This is a genomic window from Blautia argi, assembly GCF_003287895.1.
Lineage (GTDB): Bacteria > Bacillota > Clostridia > Lachnospirales > Lachnospiraceae > Blautia > Blautia argi.
Map to the genome: position 1 here is coordinate 364,757 of NZ_CP030280.1, position 23,911 is coordinate 388,667.

Annotated in this window: 21 protein-coding genes and 1 pseudogene; 16 read left to right on the forward strand and 6 right to left on the reverse strand. The window is 43.8% G+C overall.

Features of this window, described 5'->3' with window-relative positions; genetic code table 11:
- Nucleotides 1–108 precede the first annotated feature (108 nt).
- The 4 genes from aroC to DQQ01_RS01885 are packed head-to-tail and all read right to left on the reverse strand — an operon-like array spanning nt 109 to nt 3,404.
- Entirely contained in the window at nt 109–1,212 is a 1,104-nt protein-coding gene (gene aroC / locus DQQ01_RS01870) for a chorismate synthase (RefSeq protein WP_111917947.1), read from the reverse strand.
- 14 nt (nt 1,213–1,226) lie between these two features.
- Nucleotides 1,227–1,505 (reverse strand): DUF1294 domain-containing protein, encoded by a 279-nt coding sequence (locus tag DQQ01_RS01875; protein WP_330407598.1) that lies wholly within the window; start codon nt 1,503–1,505, stop codon nt 1,227–1,229.
- Between the two features lie 3 nt (nt 1,506–1,508).
- Nucleotides 1,509–2,537: an asparaginase gene (locus tag DQQ01_RS01880; RefSeq protein ID WP_111917949.1), complete on the reverse strand. Its 1,029-nt coding sequence runs from the start codon at nt 2,535–2,537 to the stop codon at nt 1,509–1,511.
- Between the two features lie 3 nt (nt 2,538–2,540).
- Nucleotides 2,541–3,404, reverse strand: a complete 864-nt coding sequence (locus DQQ01_RS01885) for a class I SAM-dependent methyltransferase (RefSeq protein ID WP_111920797.1) — start codon at nt 3,402–3,404, stop codon at nt 2,541–2,543.
- A gap of 449 nt (nt 3,405–3,853) precedes the next feature.
- On the opposite strand from DQQ01_RS01885, the gene DQQ01_RS01890 reads away from it, so the two are divergent.
- The 13 genes and pseudogenes from DQQ01_RS01890 to DQQ01_RS01945 all read left to right on the forward strand — a co-directional run bounded on the left by DQQ01_RS01890 (nt 3,854) and on the right by DQQ01_RS01945 (nt 18,144).
- Nucleotides 3,854–4,786 carry an RpnC/YadD family protein gene (locus DQQ01_RS01890; protein ID WP_111917951.1) on the forward strand — a complete coding sequence of 311 codons (933 nt, stop codon included), beginning with the start codon at nt 3,854–3,856 and terminating at the stop codon, nt 4,784–4,786.
- Nucleotides 4,787–5,249: 463 nt separating this feature from the next.
- On the forward strand, nt 5,250–5,864 hold the full coding sequence (locus tag DQQ01_RS01900; RefSeq protein ID WP_111917953.1) for an anthranilate synthase component II: 615 nt from the start codon (nt 5,250–5,252) through the stop codon (nt 5,862–5,864).
- Nucleotides 5,845–7,204 (forward strand): annotated as a pseudogene (gene pabB / locus DQQ01_RS01905) (aminodeoxychorismate synthase component I). The gene DQQ01_RS01900 and the pseudogene pabB overlap by 20 nt, the downstream one beginning before the upstream one ends.
- 130 nt (nt 7,205–7,334) lie before the next feature.
- Nucleotides 7,335–7,943, forward strand: a complete 609-nt coding sequence (locus DQQ01_RS01910; RefSeq protein WP_242980485.1) for an aminotransferase class IV — start codon at nt 7,335–7,337, stop codon at nt 7,941–7,943.
- 111 nt (nt 7,944–8,054) lie between these two features.
- Complete coding sequence (locus DQQ01_RS01915) at nt 8,055–8,258, forward strand: hypothetical protein (protein WP_111917955.1); 204 nt, start codon at nt 8,055–8,057, stop codon at nt 8,256–8,258.
- Nucleotides 8,259–8,324: 66 nt separating this feature from the next.
- The gene (locus DQQ01_RS01920; protein ID WP_330407602.1) at nt 8,325–10,466 is read left to right on the forward strand and encodes a cation-translocating P-type ATPase; all 2,142 of its coding nucleotides are present in this window, start codon (nt 8,325–8,327) and stop codon (nt 10,464–10,466) included.
- Between the two features lie 19 nt (nt 10,467–10,485).
- Nucleotides 10,486–10,917 carry a cation transporting ATPase C-terminal domain-containing protein gene (locus DQQ01_RS18340; protein WP_330407603.1) on the forward strand — a complete coding sequence of 144 codons (432 nt, stop codon included), beginning with the start codon at nt 10,486–10,488 and terminating at the stop codon, nt 10,915–10,917.
- 196 nt (nt 10,918–11,113) lie between these two features.
- Entirely contained in the window at nt 11,114–12,406 is a 1,293-nt protein-coding gene (locus DQQ01_RS01925; protein ID WP_111917957.1) for an aspartate aminotransferase type Ic, read from the forward strand.
- Nucleotides 12,407–12,498: 92 nt separating this feature from the next.
- Complete coding sequence (locus DQQ01_RS15805; protein WP_162624219.1) at nt 12,499–12,642, forward strand: hypothetical protein; 144 nt, start codon at nt 12,499–12,501, stop codon at nt 12,640–12,642.
- A 119-nt stretch (nt 12,643–12,761) separates the two neighbouring features.
- A complete protein-coding gene (locus DQQ01_RS01930; protein ID WP_111920798.1) occupies nt 12,762–14,165 on the forward strand; it encodes a L,D-transpeptidase family protein in 1,404 nt (467 codons plus the stop codon).
- Between the two features lie 41 nt (nt 14,166–14,206).
- On the forward strand, nt 14,207–15,235 hold the full coding sequence (locus tag DQQ01_RS01935; protein WP_111917959.1) for a D-alanine--D-alanine ligase family protein: 1,029 nt from the start codon (nt 14,207–14,209) through the stop codon (nt 15,233–15,235).
- A gap of 13 nt (nt 15,236–15,248) precedes the next feature.
- A complete protein-coding gene (locus tag DQQ01_RS01940; protein ID WP_111917961.1) occupies nt 15,249–16,619 on the forward strand; it encodes a UDP-N-acetylmuramoyl-tripeptide--D-alanyl-D-alanine ligase in 1,371 nt (456 codons plus the stop codon).
- A 124-nt stretch (nt 16,620–16,743) separates the two neighbouring features.
- A complete protein-coding gene (locus tag DQQ01_RS01945; protein ID WP_111917963.1) occupies nt 16,744–18,144 on the forward strand; it encodes an alanine/glycine:cation symporter family protein in 1,401 nt (466 codons plus the stop codon).
- 77 nt (nt 18,145–18,221) lie between these two features.
- Here the strand turns inward: DQQ01_RS01945 and DQQ01_RS01950 are convergent, their stop codons facing one another.
- Nucleotides 18,222–18,965 (reverse strand): lysophospholipid acyltransferase family protein, encoded by a 744-nt coding sequence (locus tag DQQ01_RS01950; protein WP_111917965.1) that lies wholly within the window; start codon nt 18,963–18,965, stop codon nt 18,222–18,224.
- A 228-nt stretch (nt 18,966–19,193) separates the two neighbouring features.
- Between DQQ01_RS01950 and DQQ01_RS01955 the strand changes: the two genes are divergently transcribed.
- Together DQQ01_RS01955 and DQQ01_RS01960 are read left to right on the forward strand one after the other, a co-directional pair.
- Entirely contained in the window at nt 19,194–19,565 is a 372-nt protein-coding gene (locus DQQ01_RS01955) for a protease complex subunit PrcB family protein (protein ID WP_242980486.1), read from the forward strand.
- A gap of 53 nt (nt 19,566–19,618) precedes the next feature.
- Nucleotides 19,619–21,178 carry a DUF3794 and LysM peptidoglycan-binding domain-containing protein gene (locus DQQ01_RS01960; RefSeq protein WP_111917967.1) on the forward strand — a complete coding sequence of 520 codons (1,560 nt, stop codon included), beginning with the start codon at nt 19,619–19,621 and terminating at the stop codon, nt 21,176–21,178.
- 147 nt (nt 21,179–21,325) lie between these two features.
- Here the strand turns inward: DQQ01_RS01960 and melA are convergent, their stop codons facing one another.
- Nucleotides 21,326–22,789, reverse strand: a complete 1,464-nt coding sequence (melA, locus tag DQQ01_RS01965; RefSeq protein ID WP_111917969.1) for an alpha-glucosidase/alpha-galactosidase — start codon at nt 22,787–22,789, stop codon at nt 21,326–21,328.
- A gap of 196 nt (nt 22,790–22,985) precedes the next feature.
- Between melA and DQQ01_RS01970 the strand changes: the two genes are divergently transcribed.
- On the forward strand, nt 22,986–23,897 hold the full coding sequence (locus DQQ01_RS01970) for an AraC family transcriptional regulator (protein WP_242980487.1): 912 nt from the start codon (nt 22,986–22,988) through the stop codon (nt 23,895–23,897).
- Nucleotides 23,898–23,911 lie beyond the last annotated feature (14 nt).

Here is a 23,911-nt window from a genome sequence, read left to right on the forward strand (position 1 = left end):
TAAAATACAAAATGAAAAAGTGACGTGTAAAAAAACAAAAGAATTTCTAAAGAAAACCTTCCCAGAAAACTCAGGAAAAGGAGAAATCTGCGAAGGTATAAAATACGGTTATTTTCCGAAAAATTCTTTGATTCTGTCAAGACGCGTGGTCATTGAGGCAAGCATAGCGTCTGCAAGCACCAGCGCTGCCATGGATTCCACCACAACAACGGCTCTTGGCACAATAATGGGGTCATGACGTCCCTTAATACAAAGCTCTATGTTTTCCCCCTGTCGGTTCACGGTTTCCTGAGGAGCTGCAACAGAAGGGGTAGGCTTAAAGGCTGTCCGGAAAAGGATAGGTGTGCCGTCACTGATTCCTCCTGTAATACCTCCGGAATGGTTGGTCTTTTTGACAATATTTCCTTCCTCGTCCATGCGGTAGGCATCATTGTTTTCCAGTCCGGTCAGGCGGGCAGCGTTCATGCCTTCCCCGATTTCGAAGCCTTTTACAGCCCCGATAGAGAACATGGCCTTTGCCAGAGCTGCGTCCAGCTTTTCAAAGGCAGGTTCTCCCAATCCTGCGGGAACTCCGGTGATTTCACATTCTACCATACCCCCGGAGGAGTTGGTTTCCTTCATGCATTTTTCCAGATATTCCTGTGCCTTCTGTGCCGCCTGTGCGTCCGGCATGTAAAGGGCATTGTTTAAAATTTCTTCCTTTGAGAAGTATTCCCGATTGATTTGTACAGGACCGATGGAGCAGGCGTATGCAGATACAGAAACCCCCAGCTCCTTTAAAAATTTTGCGGCAATGGCGCCGGCAGCTACACGTCCAATAGTTTCCCGGCCGGAGGAGCGTCCGCCGCCTCTGTAATCCCGAAATCCGTATTTGCGGTCATAGTTTAAATCCGCATGTCCGGGGCGGTAGGAGTTGGCAATTTCACCGTAATCCCGGGAACGCTGGTCAGTATTGAATACCATAAGGGAAATGGGAGTCCCTGTGGTTTTGCCCTCAAAAACGCCGGAGAGAATTTCTATCCGGTCGGCTTCGTTTCTCTTTGTAGTGTATCGGGACTGTCCCGGCTTTCTTCTGTCCAGAAATTGTTGAATATCTTCTTCTGAAAGGGAAAGTCCGGCAGGACAGCCGTCTACCACAACGCCGATGCCTTTTCCATGAGATTCCCCCCAGGTTGTAATACGAAAAATATTTCCAAATGTTGAACCGTACATAATTTATCTCCCCCTTATAAGCCGAACATGGTGTATGCAATAATTGCCGCTACTGCCTGAATCAGTAGAATCACCGGCAGCCCCACAGAAAATTTGGGGTGCTTTGTTTTATGATGAAAAATCCGCATGCCGCAGATAGCGCCCAGGGAACCGCCGCAAATGGCAATGCCCAGAAGGGCTTTTTCTGAGATTCTCCACTGATGCATTTTTGCCTTTTGCTTGTCAATGCCAAAGCAGGCAAATGCCAGCAGATTTACAACAACCAGGTACATTACAATATTTTTAACAATCAAGAATTACACTCCTTTGTAGCTGTTTCCCGCAACATCGGGAAGGGTGATTTCCCCTGCCAGATTTCGGTAAAACATTTCTTCTATTTTTTTGCGTTCCCAGTGCTTTCCGAGAATCCACATAACCTTTGTGACCACAGCCTCTGTACTCATGTCATAGGCCTGGAAAACTCCGGCATCCAGAGCAATTTTCCCTGTTTCATAAAGAGAGAGATTGCTGCCCTCATAAGGACACTGGCTTTTTACTACCACAATCATGCCTTTTTGGATTACGTCCTTTAAGTCGTCAATAACCTCAGAGGAGAGCGTGGGCATGCCGCCCATGCCAAAGGCTTCGATAATCAGTCCCCGGTAGCCCTGTTCAAAGAGAAGCTGGAAAATTTTACCGTCAAAGCCGGGCACTAATTTAATAAGAAAGACTTTTTCTTCCAGTTTTGTTTCCAGTGTACATTTGCCCCTTGGGCCGGGGATATAGGAACGCCGCAAGTCCAGTCCCCAGGAATTGACTTCTCCCACATAGGGATAGTTGATGCTTTCAAAGGCATGAAAACTGGTAGTGCGTACCTTGGACGCTCTGGTTCCAAGGATTACCTTGCGGTTAAAAGCAAGGAAGATTCCCGGCATTTCGCTGCCTGCCATGTGAATGGCGCAGCGGCAGTTCTCCACAGCGTCTGCCAGAGGATTCATAATAGAAAGCTGGCTTCCTGTAATAACTACAGGAATAGGAATGTTGGGCAGCATAAAGGACAAGGCGGAGGAAGTGTATGCCATGGTGTCTGTTCCATGGAAAATTACGATTCCGTCATAGGTCATATACTGCTCGTAAATAGTTTTGGCAATGGTCTGCCAGTTGGAGGGCTGAATATTTGCACTGTCCAGTTGGAAAAGCTCCAGAAAATCCACATCATAGAAATCTGTGATATCGGAAATATAGGAGAGAATATCCTTGCTGGAGAGTCCCGGCGTCAGTCCTTTTTCGTCGGGTACACAGGCAAGAGTGCCGCCTGTGGTAATAATCAGAATTTTCTTTTTCATGGTTTATTTTCCTGCTTCCCATCGTCCTGAAGCGCCGCAGGGCAGTACCAGTCCGCTCTGGGTTACAGGAAGTCCGATTTCCTGTGAATCTACGGTTCCGTTGAATTTCCTTAATTCTGTTGCCAGCATGTAGGTCAGTACTGCAGGTGCAAGTCCTGTGGTATAGGAGTTTACAAGGAAAAACAGTGGGTCATCAGAGAGAATCTGGGTACACAGTTTAATCAGAGGGTGAATGGCGTCCTCAATTTTCCAGATTTCCCCCTTGGGGCCTCTTCCGTAAGAAGGCGGGTCCATGATAATGGCATCGTATTTGTTTCCTCTGCGGATTTCCCGCTCTACAAATTTTACGCAGTCATCCACCAGCCAGCGAATAGGTGCGTCCTTCAGTCCTGAGGATACTGCGTTTTCCTTTGCCCAGGAAACCATGCCTTTAGAGGCGTCTACATGGGTAACAGCCGCGCCTGCCGCAGCGGCTGCCAGGGTTGCGCCTCCGGTGTAGGCAAAGAGATTTAATACTTTAATGGGACGTCCGGCATTTTTAATTTTTTCGGAGAACCAGTCCCAGTTTGCCGCCTGCTCCGGAAAAAGACCGGTGTGTTTAAAGCTGAAGGGTTTTAAGTTAAAGGTCAGGCTCTTGTACTGAATGGTCCACTGCTCCGGCAAGTCAAAAAACTCCCATTCTCCGCCGCCTTTTTTGCTGCGGTGGTAGTGACCGTTCATTTTCTTCCAGCCTTTGTGTGTTTTTGGGGTGTCCCAGATGACCTGTGGGTCCGGGCGCACCAGAAGGTAATCGCCCCAGCGTTCCAGCTTTTCTCCTTTTGAAGTGTCTATAATTTCATAATCTTTCCATTGATTGGCAATCCACATGGCAGAATCGTCCTTTCTGTAAATATTGTATTTATTCATAACGTGTTTCTTCTATAATAAGTGGACAGCGTCAGAAACGCTGCAATATGGTCGCTCTTAGTATAACAGAAGGAAGGGAAGCAGGCAAGGAGGGATTGAGGTATCAAGGGGAGCTCAAGTTCAAGTAGACAGAGAGAAAAAGATTGACAGAAAGATTATCAGGGGCTAAAATGTATTCATCGGCAATGGCACTGTGACAGAGAGAAATTCATTTCATAAACACATTTAAGCTATTTCAAAGTAGCATCTTTATCCGCAAATCAGCGGGATATTCAGAACAGGTATTTCATTTTTAATGGTAAGAAAAGAGAAGAAAGGAAACGGTAAAAACATTGCCCATAAAGGCTTTCTTTGCTATATTGTAGGCAAAGAGCTTTCTCTGTACACTTTTTACCGGAAAGGGACAAAATATGTCAGAAAACGAAAGGAAGAAAGGAACAAAAGGATCTGTTTCCAGAGCATCCCAGCATGAGGACGCGGCTTTAAAGACAGCTATGCATTTCTTTGCAGAAGAGCTGCTGCCCTTTTGGGGGATTGAGGGAAAGGTAGTGGGCTTTGCCCCTACAGAGCAGGTACATCTGGAAATTCAGAAACTGTATCAGGACACCAACCTGATTATGGAGGACGGTTCCTGGAAGCATTTTGAATTCCAGAGTAAAAATGAAGGACTTGCAGGACTGAAGCGGTTCCGCCAGTATGAGGCAGCTGCCAGCAGGCAGTATGGGGTGAGCGTGACCACTTATGTGCTGTTTTCCGGGAAGATACAGAATCCCATGACAGAATTTACAGAGGGAATTAACACCTATCGCATTGTGCCGCTCATTATGAGCAAGGAAAATGCAGATACTTTTCTGGAGGAACTGATTGAGAAAAAGAAGACAGGGAAAGCAATTACAAGGGAAGAGCTGGTGCGTCTGACTCTGTGTCCTCTTATGGGAGGAGAAATGGGAATGAAACAGAGGCTGCAGACAGCCTATGAGATTACCAAGGGAGAAACGGCAGTTACAAAAGAAGAAATACAGAAGATAGAGGCGGTGATATATGCAATGGCAGATAAGTTTTTAGAAAGTATTGATATGGAAGAGTTTGTGGAGGGAATGAAGATGACGAGATTGGGAGAAATGCTGGTAAAAGAAGGAAGAGAGGCCGGATTGATAGAGGGAGAAACAAAAGGGAGAAAAGAAGGAAGAAAAGAGGGAAGAGAAGAGGGAATGAACGAAAAGGAAGCAGAAGTAATCCGGAATCTTCTGGGGGTTTTGGACGATGAGGTGTTAATGGAAAAGCTGCATATTTCAAAAGAAAGGCTGGAAGAGGTCAGGGCGCAGAAATGTGAAAAAATATGAAAAATTATACCAGGAAATAGAAAAATTAAAACCAGAAGATACTCTGTAATTAGTACTGGAAGCAGAACCAGCGAGAAGTTATTGAAAGGAATCTCTAATTTAAAAGAAACTTTTCAAGTGTGTGATTTGGTTGCTTTTTATGATAATACAGAGGAGTTTCGTCGTTTTGCTATCTTAAAAAAGGGGAAAGTTGTTCGGTTATCCCATACGTTGCCAGAATGGATAAAGGATAAGGGGATTATTTAGTCAAAAATGCAAGGGAAAATCAACAGAGCCACATATAAGCAATAAAAGTGGTTTATAAAAAATAAATAGACAGCCCGAACACACTTGTGATACAATGAAGCAACAAAAAAATATCAGGTGTGCCCGATATTCGGAAGACTGCCGGAAAAGGTTCTTTCAAAAGGAAGAGTCTTTTTCAGGCAGTCTTTTTATGTATTGAAGGAGATAGGAGAAGTGTATGTATTTAATGGTTGATAATTATGATTCTTTTGTGTACAACCTTGCCTGTTATATGGAAGAATGTGGAGAACAGGTGGAATTGGTGCGAAATGATAAAATCACGGCAGAAAAAATCGAAGAATTGCTGAATCAGGGAATGCTGGAGGGGGTGATTATCTCTCCGGGGCCTAAAAGCCCAAAGGACTGTGGAAACTGCAATGAAATTGTGGAAAAACTGGCACCGAAAATTCCTATTTTGGGGATATGTCTGGGACATCAGATTATCGGTCATGTATTTGGTGCGGAAGTTCACAAGGGAGAAAGACCCATGCATGGGAAGGTTACAGAGATTTTTACAAACAGGCAGGGGCTTTTTGAAGGGCTTCCGGAAAGCTATGAGGTTACCAGGTATCATTCTCTGGTAGTGGGTAATGAGAATTTTCCGCAGGAGTTGGAGGTAGATGCCCGTACCGGGGACGGTGTGATTATGGGGCTTCATCACAGCAAATTTCCTGTATATGGCGTTCAGTTTCACCCGGAAGCAGTGTTGACACAGTATGGACATGAGCTTTTGGAAAATTTTGTAAAAATAAGTAGGGAGTGGTGGAGAGAGCATGAAAACAAAGGTATGTAAGCTGGATTTTTACAGAAAAGCAGAAGATATTTTTGAGTGTTATAAGGATAGGAATATGGCAATATTTCTGGATTCCTCTCTGGAAAACCAACTGGGACAGTATTCCATAATTGGATTAAATCCCTATTTGATTCTCAAGGAGGAAGATGGGATTTGTTATAAAAACGGAGAGCCCTGCCAGGAAACTATGGAAGTTCTTCTGAAACAGTATCTGATAAAATACAGGGAAGAGAATCCTACAAAGCTGCCTTTGGTTTCCGGGGCATTAGGGTATTTTTCTTATGATTACGGCAGGAAGTTTGAACATATAGAGAGCCATCATGATAAGAAACTGGAAATTCCAGAGGCTTTGTTTGTATTTTATGATTTTCTTATTATTGAGGATAAGCAGGAGAAGACTCTGTATCTTACAGCAAGAGGGGAAACAGGCGATGCGGACGCAGGAATTGCTCATCTTATGGAAGAAATCCGTAATTGCACTCCGGTTGAAAGGCCTGTAAAGCATACTCAACTTGCAGAATTTTCCCCTAATTTTACAAAAGAGGATTACAAAAATGCCATTGACCGCATGATTTCCTACATTATAGAAGGGGACGTTTATATTGCAAATATGACCCAGCAGCTTACGGTAAACAGCCAAAAGAAGCCGTATGACGTCTATCGCTATCTGCGAACTCATAATCCTGCGCCATTTGGCGGGTATTTCCAGGGAGGAGATTTTCAGATTGTCAGTGCTTCTCCAGAACGTTTTATGCAGGTGAAAAATGGAGAAATTGAAACCCGTCCTATTAAAGGAACAAGAAGAAGAGGGGAAACCCCAGAAGAAGATGCAAATCTGAAAGAAGAGCTTCAAAATTCTTCTAAGGACCGCAGTGAACTTTTGATGATTGTGGATTTGGAACGGAATGACTTAAATCATGTGTGTCAGCCGGGCAGTGTGCAGGTTACGGAGCATTTTGCAGTGGAAACTTATGCCACGGTATTTTCATCTGGTAACAACCATTGTGGGAAAATTGAAGGAAGGTTTAAGCGCAGTAGATTTAATTCCTGCCGCTTTTCCCGGCGGTTCGATTACCGGGGCGCCGAAAATCCGTGCAATGGAAATTATTGACGAGCTGGAGAATGACAGACGCAATTTATATACTGGCTCCATGGGGTACTTTTCCTTTGACGGGAATTGTGATTTAAACATCGTCATTCGTACGGCTGTGCATAAGGATAATAGTTATTATCTGGGCGTTGGAGGCGGTATTACCTGTGAGTCGGATTTGGAATTTGAATACGAGGAAACGCTGCAGAAGGCCAGAGCCGTTCTGGAAGCGCTTTGGGAGGAAGTATAAATGATGACACCGGACGAGGGATATTATTTTGGACTGGGCGCTTTTGAAACCATTGCAGTGGAAGAGGGAGAACCTGTATTCTTAGAAGAGCATTACACCCGTTCTTGAGCATGCTCTGGAATTTTTTGATTTGCATATAGATTTCGGAGAGATTCGGGAAAATGTACAGGAAGTTCTTAAAAAACCGGAAATACAGACAGGAAGAAAAGCGCTGAAAATTACAGTTTCTAAAGAGAACAGACTGGTGAGCGTAAGGGAAAATACTTATACGGAACAGGATTATGAGCAGGGATTTATAACAGGCTATGCCAATGTTCGCAGAAATGAAACTTCTCCTCTGACGTATCATAAAACCTTAAATTACGGGGATTGTATTTTAGAAAAACGCAGAGTAAAAGCGGAAGGAATTCAGGAACCTGTATTTTTAAACACCAGAGGAGAGCTTTCGGAAGGCGCAACGACCAATGTGTTCTTTGTAAAAGAGGGGGAGATTTTTGCCCCTCCTTTATCCTGTGGTATGCTTCCGGGAATTTTGCGGCAGTATATGTATGAACGTTATGACATTCAGGAAGAAATTATTTTACCGGAAATGGTGCATTCCTTTGACGAAATGTTTGTGACCAATTCTCTTCTGGGGATTATGCCGGTAAGAAGTCTGGAGGACTTTGTGTTTCCTGGTATGGAAATGGGAAGAAAGCTGCTGGAGGAGTACAGACAACATACAGGTATGAGGTATTAGAGGATAGAAACGGCTCTTTACTTGCAGACTGGATTGCTATGACCCATTACAGATTATTGGGAAAACGCAAGGGCGCATGGCAGAGGATCAGCAGTGGATTGAGGTGATAGAGTGATTAAGCTGCAGGAAAAACAGCTGGTGAATATACGAAATTCTTCTAAAGGCAATCAGCTGAAGTGGTCTGACGGAAAATTGTGGTATAAAGCCGATTATCTGGAAAAGGCAGAAGGCTATGATGACACTGTGAAGCAGCGTGTATTGGAAGTACTGCGGGGGCAGATACGAAAATATCAATATTTGAAGCAAAAGAGATAAGGCATATCCCCACCTCCTGCCCGCATACATTGAGTTAGAGCTTTTGTTCTTGCAGGAGGTGTCAGCATGTACGAAACTTTAACTCCCAAAGAACTGTGCAAGTCCTTTGGCACAGATGAGAAAAACGGTCTGTCAGAAGCAGAGGCGGGGCATCGCCTGCAGAAAGACGGCGGCAATGTTTTGAAGAAGGCCCGAGAACAGACCATATGGGATATGATACAGGCGCAGATAAACGACCCCATGATTTTCATTCTTTTTATTGCAGCTTCCATTTCCATATTGCTGAGAGAGTTCAGTGATACCGCGATTATTCTGGCAGTGATTGTTTTGAATACTACAGTGGGGGTCATACAGGAGGGAAAAGCCAGAAGAGCGATGGAAGCCCTGAAAAAAATGACTGCGCCCTCGGCAATTGTAAAAAGAGACGGCATATATAAAAGGATTCCTGCCGCACATCTGGTAAAGGGAGATGTAGTACAGCTAAAAGCCGGCAATCAGGTACCGGCAGATATTCGTCTTCTGTCTGTTCAGGGACTTTCCGTCAATGAATCTGCTCTTACCGGGGAATCCCTCCCTGTATCCAAAACAGCGGCAGTTATGCCGAAAAATCTTACCGCAGCAGAGAGGAGAAACATGGCATACATGTCCTCTGAAATCATGAAGGGCAGCGGAGAAGGTGTTGTTACAGCCACGGGTATGGATACGGAACTTGGAAAAATTGCAGGTATGATAAACGAAGTTACCGGAGAACTGACACCCTTGCAGAAGCGTCTGGGAGATCTGGGAAAGCTTCTTAGCATTGTAGCTGTGGTTCTTTGTGGGGCACTGTTCTTGCTGGGTCTGGTACAGCACAGAAATCTTCTGCAAATGCTGCTTCTTGCCATTTCCCTGGCTGTGGCAGCCATTCCCGAAGGGCTTCCAGCAGTTGTCACCATTGTTCTGGCTCTTGGCGTTGCCCGCATGGTAAAGGTAAATACCATTATCCGTAAACTGCCTGCAGTAGAAACCCTGGGTTCTGTAGGGGTTGTCTGTTCAGATAAGACAGGAACTCTTACAGAAAATAAAATGAAGGTTACAGAGGTTTATGCCAACGATACGCAGTTGTCCCTGTCCAGTGTGCGGAAATGGGAATTTCCCAGACTGATACAGGGGTTTCTTCTATGTAATAATAGTGTGCTGGGAGAGCAGGAAATCGGGGATGCTACAGAGCTGGCGCTTCTGCACATGGGAAAAGAATTGGGCTATGACCGAGAACAGCTTTTACATCAATATCCCCGCACCTTTGAAATCCCTTTTGATTCAGAGAAAAAATATATGGCAAGTGTGCATAAAACTCAGAATTATGAAACCGTGTATGTAAAAGGCGCCTGTGACTATATTCTGGAAAAATGTTCTTTTGTGGAACTGCGTGACCGGGCAGAACCGATGACTCAGGCGAGAAAAATGAAAATCCGTATGGCAATGGAGCGTATGGCACGGGACGGACTTCGTGTCCTTGCCCTTGCTTATCGAGAGCGAATTTCAAATAAAACAGAAAAAGGTCTGACAGAAAATCTGATTTTTGCAGGAATGGCAGGTATGCTGGATCCGCCCAGAAAGGAAACTCTGCAGTCCGTAAAAGTCTTAAAGCAGGCAGGGGTGCAGGTTGTTATGATTACCGGAGATTATAAGGACACTGCTTTTGCTATTGCGCAGAAGACAGGTATTGCCCAGTCCATAAGTCAGTGTGTGACAGGGCAGGAACTGGACGAAATGAGCGAGGAGGCATTTGCCCAAAACATGAAGAATATTCGGGTGTTTGCCAGGGTTACCCCTGCCCATAAGGTGAAAATTGTCCAGCGGTTTCGCAAAAACGGGGAAATTGTGGCAATGACCGGAGATGGTGTAAACGATGCGCCCTCTCTGCAGGCAGCAGATATCGGCATTGCCATGGGGCAAAACGGCACAGATGTGGCAAAAAATGCGGCAGACATGATTCTCACAGACGATAATTTCTCTACCATAGAAAAGGCGATGGAAGAAGGCCGGAGTATTTATGTAAATATCAAAAAATCCATTCTCTTTTTGTTGTCTTCCAATTTCGGAGAAATTATTACCATGTTTGTTGCCGTCTGCCTGGGGCTGCCTACGCCACTGAAAGCCAGTCACATTCTTTGGGTGAATCTGATTACAGATTCGCTTCCTGCCCTTGGCATTAGGAGTGGATAAAAATGACTCCAAAGCTTTGATGAAGGAGAAACCTCGAAATCCCAGGGAAGGATTGTTTGCTCATGGCGGCTGGCTTTTTACGGTTTTCTATGGAATGCTGATTGCCGGAATCACACTGTATGCTTTTTACAGGGGAGGACAGACGTATGCATTTACTGTGCTGGGTGTTTCACAGCTTTTTCATGCCATTGGCATGCGGGATAACAGAAAATCCGTTTTCGCCATGAAACATTTGGAAAATCCTTTTATGATTGTCGCGTTTGGTCTGGGATTGGGGCTGCAGCTCATGGTGACAGAAATTCCCTGCCTTGTGCAGGCTTTTGGTACTGTGCGATTGTCGTTTCCACAGTGGCAGTTTCTTCTGGGGCTTTCTGCAGTGCCTCTTTTGATGCATGAGTTTTTACTGCTTCTGGGAAAATGCAGACCAAGAGGGAAAAGGGAGGGGGATTAAAGACTTTCGGAACACATTAATACACTACTATGTTAAGTAAAATGCAGGTGTAAATATAAAAAATTGCATATATAGAAATCTGTAAGGCGTATATTGGCGGAAATGTAATAAAAATGCAGGAATCCCTTGACATAAAGTCATATGTTATCATACAATAGGAAGCAACGAATAAAAATAAAACACCGGGAGGAAAGCCATGACACCTTACAGAGAACTCAGTCAGGAACAACTGCAGGCAATGAAAGCCGAATTGGAAGTGCAGTTTGAAGAAGTGAAAGCAAAAGGATTAAATCTTGATATGTCCAGAGGAAAACCCTCCAAGCAGCAGTTAGAGCTTGCCATGGATATGCTGGAAGAACTGAAAAGTACAGATAAACTGAAATGCGAAGCCGGAATTGACTGCCGTAACTACGGGCTTTTGGACGGTATTCCTGAAGCAAGACGTCTGCTGGGGGAAATGACAGAAGTACCTCCTGAAAATATTATAATTTTTGGAAATTCCAGTCTGAACGTTATGTTTGATACCATTTCCCGTTCTATGACTCATGGTGTGTGCGGAAGCACTCCATGGTGCAAGCTGGATAAGGTAAAATTCCTCTGTCCGGTACCGGGTTATGACCGCCATTTCCGTATTACAGAATATTTCGGAATTGAAATGATTAATGTTCCCATGACATCGGAAGGACCGGATATGGATATGGTAGAAGAACTGGTAAGTACAGACCCGGCGATTAAGGGAATCTGGTGTGTGCCGAAATATTCCAATCCACAGGGAATTACCTATTCCACAGAAACCGTAAAGAGATTTGCAAGACTGAAACCGGCAGCAGAAGATTTTCGTATTTTCTGGGATAATGCATATTGTATACATCATTTATATGATGACAAGCAGGATTTTCTTCTGGAACTTCTGGACGAATGTGAAAAGGCAGGCAACCCGGATATGGTTTACAAATTTGTATCTACTTCAAAGGTCAGCTTCCCGGGATCCGGTATTGCGGCTGTAGCGGCTTCTCAGAGAAACCTGGACGATTTCAGAAAGCACATGTCCGTACAGACCATTGGACATGATAAGATTAATCAGCTTCGTCATGTGCGTTTCTTTGGTGGTATTGTGGGTATGCACAGACACATGAAAAAACATGCGGAGATTCTCCGTCCGAAGTTTGAAATCGTGGAAACTACACTGGAAAATGAACTGCAGGGTGCGGAAATCGGAACATGGACAACACCGAAGGGCGGATATTTTATCTCTTTTGAGTCCATGGACGGCTGTGCAAAGAAGATTATTGCAAAAGCAGCGGAGGCAGGCGTAAAGATGACAGACGCTGGAGCAACCTATCCATATGGAAAAGACCCGCATGACAGCAATATCCGTATTGCGCCAAGTTTCCCTACGGTAGAAGAGTTAAAGCTGGCTACAGAAATTTTTGTGCTGAGCGTAAAGCTGGTGAGCGTTGAGAAGCTTTTAGAGGAAAAAACAGCGTAAGAAAACAGAAAAAAGTGGATTGCAATTAAGAGAAGACCACAGAGCAAAGGTATCTTTACTCTCAGAATTTTTTGGGGGGGGAGGAGATGCCTTTGAAGCTGTGGTTTTTTATAAGGCAGGGATACAGAAGCACAGCCCAGGATATGGCGGCAAGCGCACAATTAGATAAGGACGGGCTGGTAAGTTATTTGGAAATCAACAAGATATCTGACTTAAAGGCAATGCTGGAAGGTTGATTTCAGAAGCTGCTGCACTAAGTGATTAGTGGGCAGCTTTTTTGGCATTCTTCATATTGGTATCTTTCTGAAAATATGTTATACTGAAACGCACAGAAAGGAATAAGGGGTAGATGAATATGGCAAAAAAGAAATCAAAAAAACGCAACTATAAAAAAGCCAAAAAAATCGTTCTGGGTATTCTCATTGCCTATCTTGCAATACTGGCAGTTGTTTATGCAGGCGGTGTGTTTTATTATTCCGGGCATTTTTATCCCGGCTCTAAAATCAACGGCTTAGACAGTGCCGGAAAGACCGTGGAGGAAGTAGAGCGGGACATTGAAGGGCAGATTGCTTCCTTTGAGTTGGTGATTCAGGAACGGGAAGACAAGACAGAGAGTATTTCCGCATCTCAGATTGGCATGGAATATCACAAAGACGATACCGTGAAGAAGCTGAAAAAGCAGCAGAATCCATTCACCTGGTTTTTATCCTTTGCCCATCACAAGGACTATACCATGTCCGCGGCAACTTCCTATGACGAGGAAGCCCTGAATCAGGCAGTGGATGCTCTTGCCTGTATGCAGGACGCCAATATGACAAAGCCTGTGGATGCCCATCTGGAGGTGAAGGAATCCGGATATGAAATTGTTCCGGAAACACAGGGAACAGAGGTGGACAAGGCAAAGGTAAAAGAGGTTATCAAAAAAGCCATAGACAGCGGCGCCCAGGAAGTGAATCTGGAGGACGAGGGCTGTTATACCAGTCCAAAGGTATTAAGCACAGATGAAAATCTGGCAAAACAGAGAGAGCAGGGAAATCAATTCCTGCAGATAACCGTGACCGTGGACTTTGCAGACCGAAAGGAAGTTATTAATGCAGAGGTTATGAAGGATTGGCTGGCAACCGATGAAGCGGGCAATGTGACTTTAGACCAGGCAAAGGTAAAGGAATATGTACAGCAGTTAAAGTACAAATATGACACCTTCGGAAGTTCCCGTCAGTTTAAAACTGCAACAGGTGAAACCATTACCGTATCAGGAGGGGATTACGGCTGGCTGATTGCACCAAACGATACTACAGCAAAGATTATTGAAGCGATTAAAAGCGGACAGTCCCAGACCATTGAGCCGGAATATACATACAGAGGTTATCACAGAGAAACAGATGAAATTGGCAATACCTATGTGGAAATCAGTCTGGCAAAGCAGCATATGTGGTTCTTTAAGGACGGACAGCTTTTGGTGGATACAGATGTGGTAACCGGAAATCATAATAAAGGCTGGGATACACACACTGGTGTGTATGCAATTATGTATAAGGAAAGAGAGGCAACCTTAGTGGGTGAAAATTACAGTTCCCCGGTAAAATACTGGCTGCCGTTTTATGCCAATACAGGAATTCATGACGCAAGCTGGAGAAGTAGCTTCGGTGGTTCTGAATATATGAATAATGGTTCTCATGGCTGTGTCAACACACCGCCTGCCAATGCAGAAAAGATTTTCAATAACATTGAAAAAGGCGTTCCTGTAGTGGTATATTAAAAGATAAGCATAAGAAAAATCCAATCAAAGGAGTTTATAAGATGAATATAGTAGTTTTAGCAGGAGGAAACAGCACAGAAAGAGAGGTTTCCATTGCCTCAGGACAGGGAATTTGCAAAGCGTTGAGAGAGAGAAACCACCGCGCTGTTATGGCAGACCCGTATTTTGGTATGGAAAAGCTGGAGGAAGACTTGTTTCCCGCAGAATATGATATAGAAGAAGCAGCAGAAAAAATGCGTAAAGAGAGCGCACTTCTGGAAGAAACCATGAAAAGCCGCAGAGGATTTTTCGGTTCCAATGTCCTGGCTCTGTGTGAAAAGGCAGATATTGTTTTTCTGGCGCTTCACGGCTCTAACGGAGAGGACGGAAAGGTGCAGTCCGTGCTGGATTTAATGGGTGTTAAGTACACTGGATCCAATCCTTTAAGCAGCGGCATGGCAATGGATAAGGGCATTACCAAGATGGTATTTGAGGCAAACGGCGTTCCCACACCAAAAGGAATTACCCTGGAAAAGGGAGCCAGCAGCCGTCTTATAGACTATGGCATGGAATTTCCTGTTGTGGTAAAGCCCTGCTGCGGGGGCTCCAGTGTAGGTGTGTTTATTGTAAAGAATGAAGCAGAGTATGCACAGGCGCTTTTAGAAGCATTTTCCTATGAAGATAAAGTTGTGGTAGAGCAGTATATTACCGGACGGGAATTTTCTGTGGCGGTTGTGGACGGCAAGGCTTATCCGGTGATTGAGATTGCGCCTATTGAGGGCTTTTATGATTACAAAAATAAATATCAGGCAGGCTCCTGCGTGGAAACCTGTCCGGCAGAAATCTCTGCTTCTCTTACAAAGGAAATGCAACATTATGCAGAGAAAGGCTATGAGGCTTTAAAATTACAGGCCTATGCAAGACTGGATTTTATTATGGACGAAGAGGGAAATATGTACTGTCTGGAAGCCAATACCCTTCCGGGTATGACCCCCACCAGTCTGATTCCTCAGGAAGCAAAGGCGATTGGTATGAATTATCCGCAGCTTTGTGAAAAGCTGATTGAAGTTTCTCTGAAAAAGTATCAGTAAGGGGGCAAAATTCATGAAAAATCTTACCCTGGAGCACATCGCCGAAGCCTGCGGCGGTATTTACCATGGAACAGAAGCAATGAAGAAAGAAGAAGTTGCCAGTATTTTTACAGACAGCAGAAAAGCAGAAAAGGGTGGACTTTTTGTGCCGATTAAAGGGGCAAGAGTCGACGCTCATGATTTTATTCCTCAGGTTATGGAGCAGGGAGTATTGGCAACTCTGTCTGAGAAGGATTTAGGAGAACAGGAATATCCTTATATTCAGGTAGAGTCTTCCCTTCTGGCAGTAAAAGAGATTGCGGAATATTATTTAAAACAGCTGCAGATTCCTGTAGTTGGAATTACGGGCAGCGTGGGAAAGACCAGCACAAAGGAAATGATTGCAGCCGTACTTTCTCAGAAATACAATACGCTGAAGACCCAGGGGAATTTTAATAACGAGCTGGGGCTTCCGCTTACTGTGTTTCGTTTACGGGAGGAGCATGAAATTGCTGTGCTGGAAATGGGTATCAGTGATTTCGGAGAGATGCACAGACTGGCGAAAATTGCCAGACCCGACACCTGTGTGATAACGAATATCGGTTTGTGTCATCTGGAATTTCTCAAGTCCAGAGATGGTATCTTAAAGGCAAAGACAGAAATTTTTGATTATTTGAAAGAGGACGGACACATTATCTTAAACGGTGATGATGACAAACTCATAACCGTGCGGGAAGCAAAAGGAATCCGGCCTGTATTCTTTGGTATTAAGAATCATCAGGATATCTGGGCAGACGAAATTCAGCCGGAAGGATTAAAGGGAATTTCCTGCAGGATTCACGCAGGGGAGGAAAGTTTTTCTGTATTGATTCCGATTCCGGGACATCATATGGTATACAATGCTCTTGCAGGAACTGCTGTAGGGCTGACCTACGGACTGACTTTGGAGGAAATCAGGGCAGGCATTGAGAGTCTGCAGCCGGTCAGCGGAAGGTTCCATATTCTTGAAACAGGAAAGTATACCGTGATTGATGACTGTTATAATGCCAATCCTGTATCCATGAGGGCGTCTTTAGACGTGTTGGCAGACGCGCTGGGAAGAAAGATAGCGTTGCTTGGTGATATGGGAGAGCTGGGCGAAGAAGAAGTCCAAATGCACCGGGAAGTAGGCGAGTATGCAGTATCAAAGGACATCGACATGCTGGTTTGCGTGGGCAAATTATCCCAATACATGGCAGAGGCAGCCAGGACAAAAGCAGAGAAAAAAGAAGTTCTGTATTTTGCAGACAAAGAAATCTTAATGGAACAGCTTCCTCAGATTTTGAAGCAAGGGGATACAGTTCTGGTCAAAGCTTCCCATTTTATGGAGTTTGGAAAGCTTGTGGAAAGGTTGTCAGAGTTGTAAATACATTGCGTTATAGCAAATACTTTGTAATTCTTGCGAAGTGTCCGATTTTCTGTTATAATTTCAAAAGTGTGCATGGCTTCGGTGCCATGGAGGATACTATAACATAAGGAGGACATGATACATGCTGAATGAGATTTTAGGTGCAGTGAATGACTTTATGTATACCTATCTGCTGTTGTTTCTGCTGGTAGGGACAGGCATTTACTTTACGGTTCGGACACGTTTTGTACAGGTAAGGCTTTTGAAAGAATCTTTTCGTGTATTAAAGGAACGTGCAGGAGAGGAAAACGGAAAGAAACAAGTGTCTTCTTTTCAGGCTTTGATGATTTCCACAGCGTCCCGTGTGGGAACAGGCAATATTGCCGGGATTGCAACTGCTATAGCAGCAGGAGGCGCAGGAGCTGTGTTCTGGATGTGGCTTATGGCTGTGATTGGCGGCGCATCTGCTTTTATTGAGAGTACTCTGGCACAGGTTTACAAAGTAAAGGATAAGGAAGAATTTCGTGGAGGTCCTTCCTATTACATGGAAAAAGCATTGGGAAAACGCTGGATTGGTGTGCTGTTTTCTGTTTTGCTGATCATCTGTTTTGCTTATGGATTTAACGGACTGCAGTCTTTTAATATGTCTTCTTCTCTGGAATATTATATTCCCGGGTATGGAGATACCGTTTATCCTATGATTGTGGGATTGGTTCTGGCAGTGGGAACCGCATTTGTTATTTTCGGAGGTGTACACAGAATCGGATTCATCACTTCTGTGATTGTGCCGATTATGGCAGGTGCGTATCTGCTCATTGGTCTGGTGACGATTGTGTTGAACTTGAAAGAACTGCCTCTTGTGTTTTCTATGATTCTTTCTCAGGCATTTGATTTTCAGGCGTTTGCCGGGGGAATGGCAGGCAGCGCAGTAGTAATTGGTATTAAGAGAGGACTTTTTTCCAATGAGGCAGGTATGGGAAGCGCACCGAACGCGTCTGCAAGCGCCTCTGTCAGCCACCCGGCAAAGCAGGGTATGGTACAGGTATTGTCTGTGTTTATTGATACTCTGTTGATTTGCTCTGCTACAGCAATGATGTTGCTTTTGTCCGGTGTACAGGGGGAACCCGGTGTTCTGGACGGAATTCCTTTTGTGCAGAAGGCTATTTCCGCGAATGTGGGAAGCTGGGGCATTCATTTTATTACCATTTCGATTTTTGCCTTTGCTTTCAGCAGCCTGATTGGAAATTATTATTATGCAGAGTCCAATATTCTGTTTATTAAAAATAATAAGACCCTGCTTCTGATTTTCAGAATCAGTTGTCTGGTGGCAGTATTTTTGGGCGCGCAGGCGGATTTCTCCATGATGTGGAATATCGCAGATATTACTATGGGCTGTATGGCAACGGTGAATATTTTGGTGATTTTGGTTCTGGGAAATGTTGCCATTAAGGTGCTGAAGGACTATGAGAAACAGAGAAAAGAAGGAAAAGACCCTGTGTTTAAGGCAAAAGACGTGGGGATTGATCATACGGATTGTTGGTAAAATCTGTGTTGTCAGAGTGCAGTAAAAAATACGGATACGGGCGCTGTTTTTAATAGCAGTACCTGTATCCGTATTTTCTATTTTGTCAGATGCCTGTTTTTCTTCAGAGTTTCCAGAATGATTTTTTGTGTGTAAGCTCCCAGATGTTTTTTATCTTCCCTGTCGAGTTGTTCCGGGTAAATAGGCTTACAATACTCTACCACGACCTTGCAGGGTTTGATTTTAGGGAAGTGTGCCTCAAAGATTTCCGCTGAATTGTTAATAGCAATGGGAACAATCGGGCAGCCTGTCTTTGTGGCAATTTTAAAACTTCCGTCATGGAAGGGCAAAAGCTCCAGTTCATCGTTTCCTTTGTTTCTTGTGCCTTCCGGGAAAATGCAGATAGAGATTCCGCTTTTCACTTTTTCAATAGCTGTGAGAATGGTTTTCATTCCTGCCTTAATATCCTTTCTGTCCAGAAACAGACAGTGAAGATAGCGCATCCAGATGGAAAGCAGAGGAATAGGTTCCATTTCTTTTTTTGCCACATATCCGGTTAAATCCGGGCAAAGGACATAGGTCAGCAGAATATCGAAGAAGCTTCGATGATTTCCGATATAGAGAACTGCCTGGTCCTTTGGAACATTTTCGTGGCCGATAACCGTAATTTCTGCGCCTGTAACCTTCAGGATAAAACGAAAGGTTGCCTGAATAATTCGCAGGGAACTGATATCTTTGGCGCGTTTGTTAAATTTTCCGATTACCCATTCCACCAGAAGGATTGGAATAGATAAAATCAGGTATCCGATTACACAGATACATACCATGATAAATCGCAGCATAATAAGCACCTTTTCCTTTTCACAAATAATAAGATAGTTGTATGAAACACTTCTACTATTATAATGAATGTGAAGGGGATATGCAAGGGAAATAAGAAGGAAAACGAAATGACAGATTCCTCCAAAAAGTAACTTTCAGCTTTCAAAGCGGTCAGTTACTTTTTGTCATATTCTCCATTCTTTTTGCATACATTTAGGATAAGGCTGGTAAAGGAAAGGCGGTAAAGCATGGGAAAAAAAGCAACGGGGCTTTTGCTACTGGTATTGTTTTCCTGTCTGCTGTACGGCTGCAGTATTGAAAAGGTACGTGCAGGGGACGGAGTCAAGCCGGAGTATACAGTCATGAAGGAAGAGGATTTTCCGGAAAAGGTAAAGGAACTCATTGCACAGAATCAGGAAACAGAATTTCAGATGACGTATCAGGACGCAGGCTACCTCTACCTTTTAAAGGGATACGGAAAACAGGAAACAGGAGGATACAGCATACAGATTGAGGATTTATCCCTGTGGGAAAACGCCATTCATTTGCAGACTGTGCTTATAGGACCAAGGGACGGGGAAGAGTTGAAAGAAGAGCCTTCCTATCCCTGTCTGTGGTGAAGATGAAATATCGGGAAGAACCGGTGATATTTGAATAGAAAAGGGGTTAAGGTGTGGAGCTGATAACAAAAAAGGTAAGCATGCTGAAAAGAAAGTGTGAGGCAGTAAATCAGATTACATTTGATGAGGATTTAAATGTGCCGGACGTGAAACCGGATATTGGCAGAATGATTCAGAAAAAGGGAGAGATTCAGATTGAGGATATCCAGATTTCAGAGGGTAAGGCATATATTACCGGAGTTCTGGCAGTGTGTCTTTTATATGTCAGCGACAGTCAGGAGCGAAAGATTCAAAGTCTTATGGGAACATTGCACATAGGGGAAACCCTGAATCTGGAAGGGCTGGAAAACGGAGATAAGGTACAGCTTAAATGGGATATTGAGGATTTAAGCGTACAGCTTATTAATTCCCGAAAACTGAATATCAAAGCATTGGTAACCTTTACGGCTTATGTAGAGGAGATGCTGGAGACTTCCCTTCCGGTCAATGTGGAAGACGATGAAATTTCCAGAAAAAAGCAGGATATTTCCATTATGGAAGCGGCTGTACATAAAAGGGATACTATGCGGGTAAAGGAGGATATTGCACTGAGTTCCAACAAGCCGGATATTTATGAGCTTTTGTGGAATACAGTGGAAATCCGGGGGCTGGATATCAGAGCCGAAAATGATAAAATCGGGGTCAAAGGAGAACTTTTTGTTTTTGCACTTTACAGCGGCAATGACGACAACAATTCTCTGCAGTGGCTGGAGCATTCGGTGCCGTTTTACGAGGAGGCAGAATGTCCGGGCTGCAGCAGTGACATGATTCCTAATGTAGAGGTGACAGTGCCTCAAAGTGATTTGAAGGTAAAGCAGGATGAAGACGGGGAAGAGCGCATTATCAGTGTGGACGCAGTGCTGGAGCTGGAAATGAAAATTTATGAAGAAGAGGAGCTATCTCTTCTCATGGACGTTTACACACCTGTGAAGGATTGCCGTGCCATACGGGAGAAGCAGAAGCTGGAAAGTCTGCTGGTAAAGAATTTTTCCAAGTGTAAGATGAATGACAGGATAAAGGTGGAGAACAGTCAGGGGAAAATTCTACAGATTTGTCATAGTGATGGCAATGTAAAGGTAGACAGTACTCGAATTGTAGAAAACGGAATTGAAGCAGAGGGCGTGGTGCGGATACGGATTCTGTACATTATCAGTGATGATGAAATGCCCTTTTATGCTATGGAAACCATGATTCCTTTTACTCATGTTATTGAGGCAAAGGGGATTGACGAGCAGTGTATTTACCATTTGCGGACAGATTTGGAGCAGCTTTCCACAACCATGATTGACAGCGATGAGATTGAAGTTAAAATTGTGATGAATCTCAACGTACTGGTTATGAAGCAGACGGAAATGGGAATTATTCAGGAAATTGAAGAACAGGAGCTGGACAGAGAAAAACTGCGGAGTATGCCGGGGATTGTGGGATACCAGGTGCAGCAGGGCGATACGCTTTGGGATATTGCAAAAAAATTCTATACCACCATTGAGAATATTATGGAATTAAATGGACTGGAGAGTGAGGAAGTAAAGCCTCTGGACAGTCTTATATTGATGAAGAAAGTAGAGAGATAAAGGAGTGTGTTGTCAACAGCTTTGAGAGAAGAGAGGGCAGGGGTATGTAAGAAACAGTTCCCCTGTCCTCTCTTCTCTTTATAGGAAATATGTCGCTGATGCGGCTCGCCGCAGGCGAAGAATCTGGAAAGCGAGATTTTTTGTATTTTACACTGTAATTTTCCGTGTTTCATGCTCAATTGCCACTTCCTCAGGTGTCTTCTCCCGCAGTCTGGCAGCTCCATGGTATTCCCGGGTAGGAATCAGATTTCCTTTTGACAGATTTTCCTTTGCCTGTGCAATACCCTCTGTATACTGCGGCAGCCACTCTTCCTGTGCTACCAGCATTTCATCAATCATCTGCCAGATTTCAGGCGGATTGCATACAGCACCTGTCAGAGGATCCATCATAGCAGCCTGTTTCAGAAGCTGTACATTTCCGCTTACAGCAGCTTCCACAGCCAGCTTTTGTACCCAGATGGACTGTGAGCAGACAGCAGCACAGCCAAGAGGCAAATCGCCCACCTTTGGAACACTGATTCCGTTTCCGTCTGCATAACAGGGAACCTCCACCACAGATTCCGCAGGCAGATTGGTAATGCAGCCTTCATTCATAACGTTAAAGTGTCCCCGGTATTTTCTTCCGGTTTCCAAAGCTTCGATAATATAGGAACAGTGCTCTTTTCCGCGCTGAGAGCCGTCCAATTTTTTAGGCTCTTCTGTCAGAATTTTTGGATAGTCTGTTTCAAACCAGTTTCTTTCCTCACGAGTTACGCGAAGATAACCACCGGTTTCTCCATTAATCCAGTTACCCAGATGAATCCAGTTCTTGATTTCCTCCGGTCTTTTTCTGTACCATGCAACATATTCAGACAGATGTCCGTTAGACTCTGTGGAATAGTATCCAAAGCGTTTTAACATATCAATGCGAACCTTTTCTTCTTCCCGGAATTTTTCGTGCTTTTCAAAGCCGGGAAGGATTTTATCCAGCAGCTCTTTTCCGTGATGCTTTACAGAAATATACCAGGTCTGATGATTGATTCCTGCACAGATAATGTCCAGTTCTTCCCTGGGAATACCCAGCACCTCTGCAATCTGCATTTCTCCATGAATTTCTCCGTGGCATAAACCAATGGTTCTGACTTTTCCGTATTTATTGCATGCCCAGGTAGCCATGGCGTTGGGATTGGAATAATTCAGCATAATAGCGCCCGGTTCTGAAACTTCCCGGATATCCTTACAAAATTCCAGCATTTGTGCAATAACACGCTGACCGTACATGATTCCGCCTGTACAGAGTGTATCGCCGACACACTGGTCAACACCGTATTTTAAAGGAATTTCAATATCAGTTTCAAAAGCCTCCAGTCCGCCAATACGGACGCAGTTTACAATATATCTGGCATCTTTAAAAGCTTCCCGTCTGTCCGTGGTTGCCTCAATGGTAATGGGAATCCGGTTTGCATCTAAATCTCTCTGGCATAAGGCACGGGTTTTTTCCAGATTGTCAGCATTGATGTCTGTAAAGGAAATGCGGATATTCTTAAATTCCGGTACAGATAAAATATCTGTAAAAAGTGTGCGGGCAAAAACCAGGCTGCCGGCACCGATAAAAGCAATTTTAAAACTCATAGTAAAGCCCTCCTGTATGTTTTGCTGTTTTATGACTTGTATTATATAGAAAAGGAAAGAAGGAGGTGGAAAGTATTAGGCTGCTGTAGAAAAAATGCAAGATATTGTTGCATTTAATTTTGAACAGAAATCTTGTCAGTAAGAAAGAGGTGTGGTATTTTTTATTTATATTTTAAAGAACGGGCAGGTGAATTTTTTGAACAGTATTTACAGCAGTAAAAATTCTTTTATAACGATTACAGCATTTTATGCCATTTCTCTCCCGGAATTCCATATGTCTATGCACACGCATAAAAGTTGTGAAATTATGTATGTAACCAGCGGAAGTTGTATGGTGCAGTATGAGGGAGGAGAAATCCGGCTGTCTGCCAATGAATTCATTTTTCTGGACGCAGAGGTCCCCCATAAGTTGAGTATTCCAAAGGGCAGACCCTGTGCTGTTTTGAATGTGGAATTTTTATGTCAGAGAAAGGAAACACAAATGAATATAGAGTCTTTGTGGAAGAACAGTGAGGATTTTCTCAACTTCTGTGGAAAAAGATTATCCGCCTTTGCTGCAGAAGATTTGAGAAATATGGGATATGCCTTAAAGGATTTAGTTGTGTGTCTGCAAAAGGGCGGCAGCGAGATGTGTTTGATTTCCATTCTTTTTCAGAGAATGCTTTTGGAGCTGGCATATTGTACAGAGCATATGCAGAAGGCTTCAGGACTGTATTATCTAAAGCAGGCATGCAGCTATATTCAGGAACGCCTTTTTGATACCATAAAAATCCCGGAGCTTGCAGCATATGCAGGAATCAATAAATCTTATTTGCAACGATTGTTTTCTGAAAATCTGCACTGTACGATTACAGAGTATACGAATCGGAAGCGTATGGAGAGAGCAGAGTTCCTTTTGGTAAACAGTTCTATGAAGATAACAGATATTGCTTTTTCCACAGGATATAATAGCAGGCAGCATTTTGGGCATACTTTTGAAAAGTATTATGGTATGAGTCCCTTGCAGTATCGAAAGCTTCATTCCAGAACCCTGGTGCCGGATACAGAGAAAAAGCAGTATATTTTAGGAGATACAGCGCAGATACAGAAAATAAGACTGTGGGAATAAGTTTTGTGACTTTT

Excerpts from the sequence above, each read along its gene's own strand:
- DQQ01_RS01885 (WP_111920797.1), bottom strand. The coding sequence starts at position 3,404 with ATGTGGATTGCCAATCAATGGAAAGATTATGAAATTATAGACACTTCA.
- DQQ01_RS01955 (WP_242980486.1), top strand. The coding sequence starts at position 19,194 with ATGGGAAAAAAAGCAACGGGGCTTTTGCTACTGGTATTGTTTTCCTGT.
- DQQ01_RS01890 (WP_111917951.1), top strand. The coding sequence starts at position 3,854 with ATGTCAGAAAACGAAAGGAAGAAAGGAACAAAAGGATCTGTTTCCAGA.
- DQQ01_RS01920 (WP_330407602.1), top strand. The coding sequence starts at position 8,325 with ATGTACGAAACTTTAACTCCCAAAGAACTGTGCAAGTCCTTTGGCACA.
- DQQ01_RS01940 (WP_111917961.1), top strand. The coding sequence starts at position 15,249 with ATGAAAAATCTTACCCTGGAGCACATCGCCGAAGCCTGCGGCGGTATT.
- DQQ01_RS01945 (WP_111917963.1), top strand. The coding sequence starts at position 16,744 with ATGCTGAATGAGATTTTAGGTGCAGTGAATGACTTTATGTATACCTAT.
- melA (WP_111917969.1), bottom strand. The coding sequence starts at position 22,789 with ATGAGTTTTAAAATTGCTTTTATCGGTGCCGGCAGCCTGGTTTTTGCC.
- DQQ01_RS01930 (WP_111920798.1), top strand. The coding sequence starts at position 12,762 with ATGGCAAAAAAGAAATCAAAAAAACGCAACTATAAAAAAGCCAAAAAA.
- DQQ01_RS01935 (WP_111917959.1), top strand. The coding sequence starts at position 14,207 with ATGAATATAGTAGTTTTAGCAGGAGGAAACAGCACAGAAAGAGAGGTT.
- DQQ01_RS01925 (WP_111917957.1), top strand. The coding sequence starts at position 11,114 with ATGACACCTTACAGAGAACTCAGTCAGGAACAACTGCAGGCAATGAAA.
- aroC (WP_111917947.1), bottom strand. The coding sequence starts at position 1,212 with ATGTACGGTTCAACATTTGGAAATATTTTTCGTATTACAACCTGGGGG.
- DQQ01_RS18340 (WP_330407603.1), top strand. The coding sequence starts at position 10,486 with ATGAAGGAGAAACCTCGAAATCCCAGGGAAGGATTGTTTGCTCATGGC.
- DQQ01_RS01900 (WP_111917953.1), top strand. The coding sequence starts at position 5,250 with ATGTATTTAATGGTTGATAATTATGATTCTTTTGTGTACAACCTTGCC.
- DQQ01_RS01880 (WP_111917949.1), bottom strand. The coding sequence starts at position 2,537 with ATGAAAAAGAAAATTCTGATTATTACCACAGGCGGCACTCTTGCCTGT.
- DQQ01_RS01950 (WP_111917965.1), bottom strand. The coding sequence starts at position 18,965 with ATGCTGCGATTTATCATGGTATGTATCTGTGTAATCGGATACCTGATT.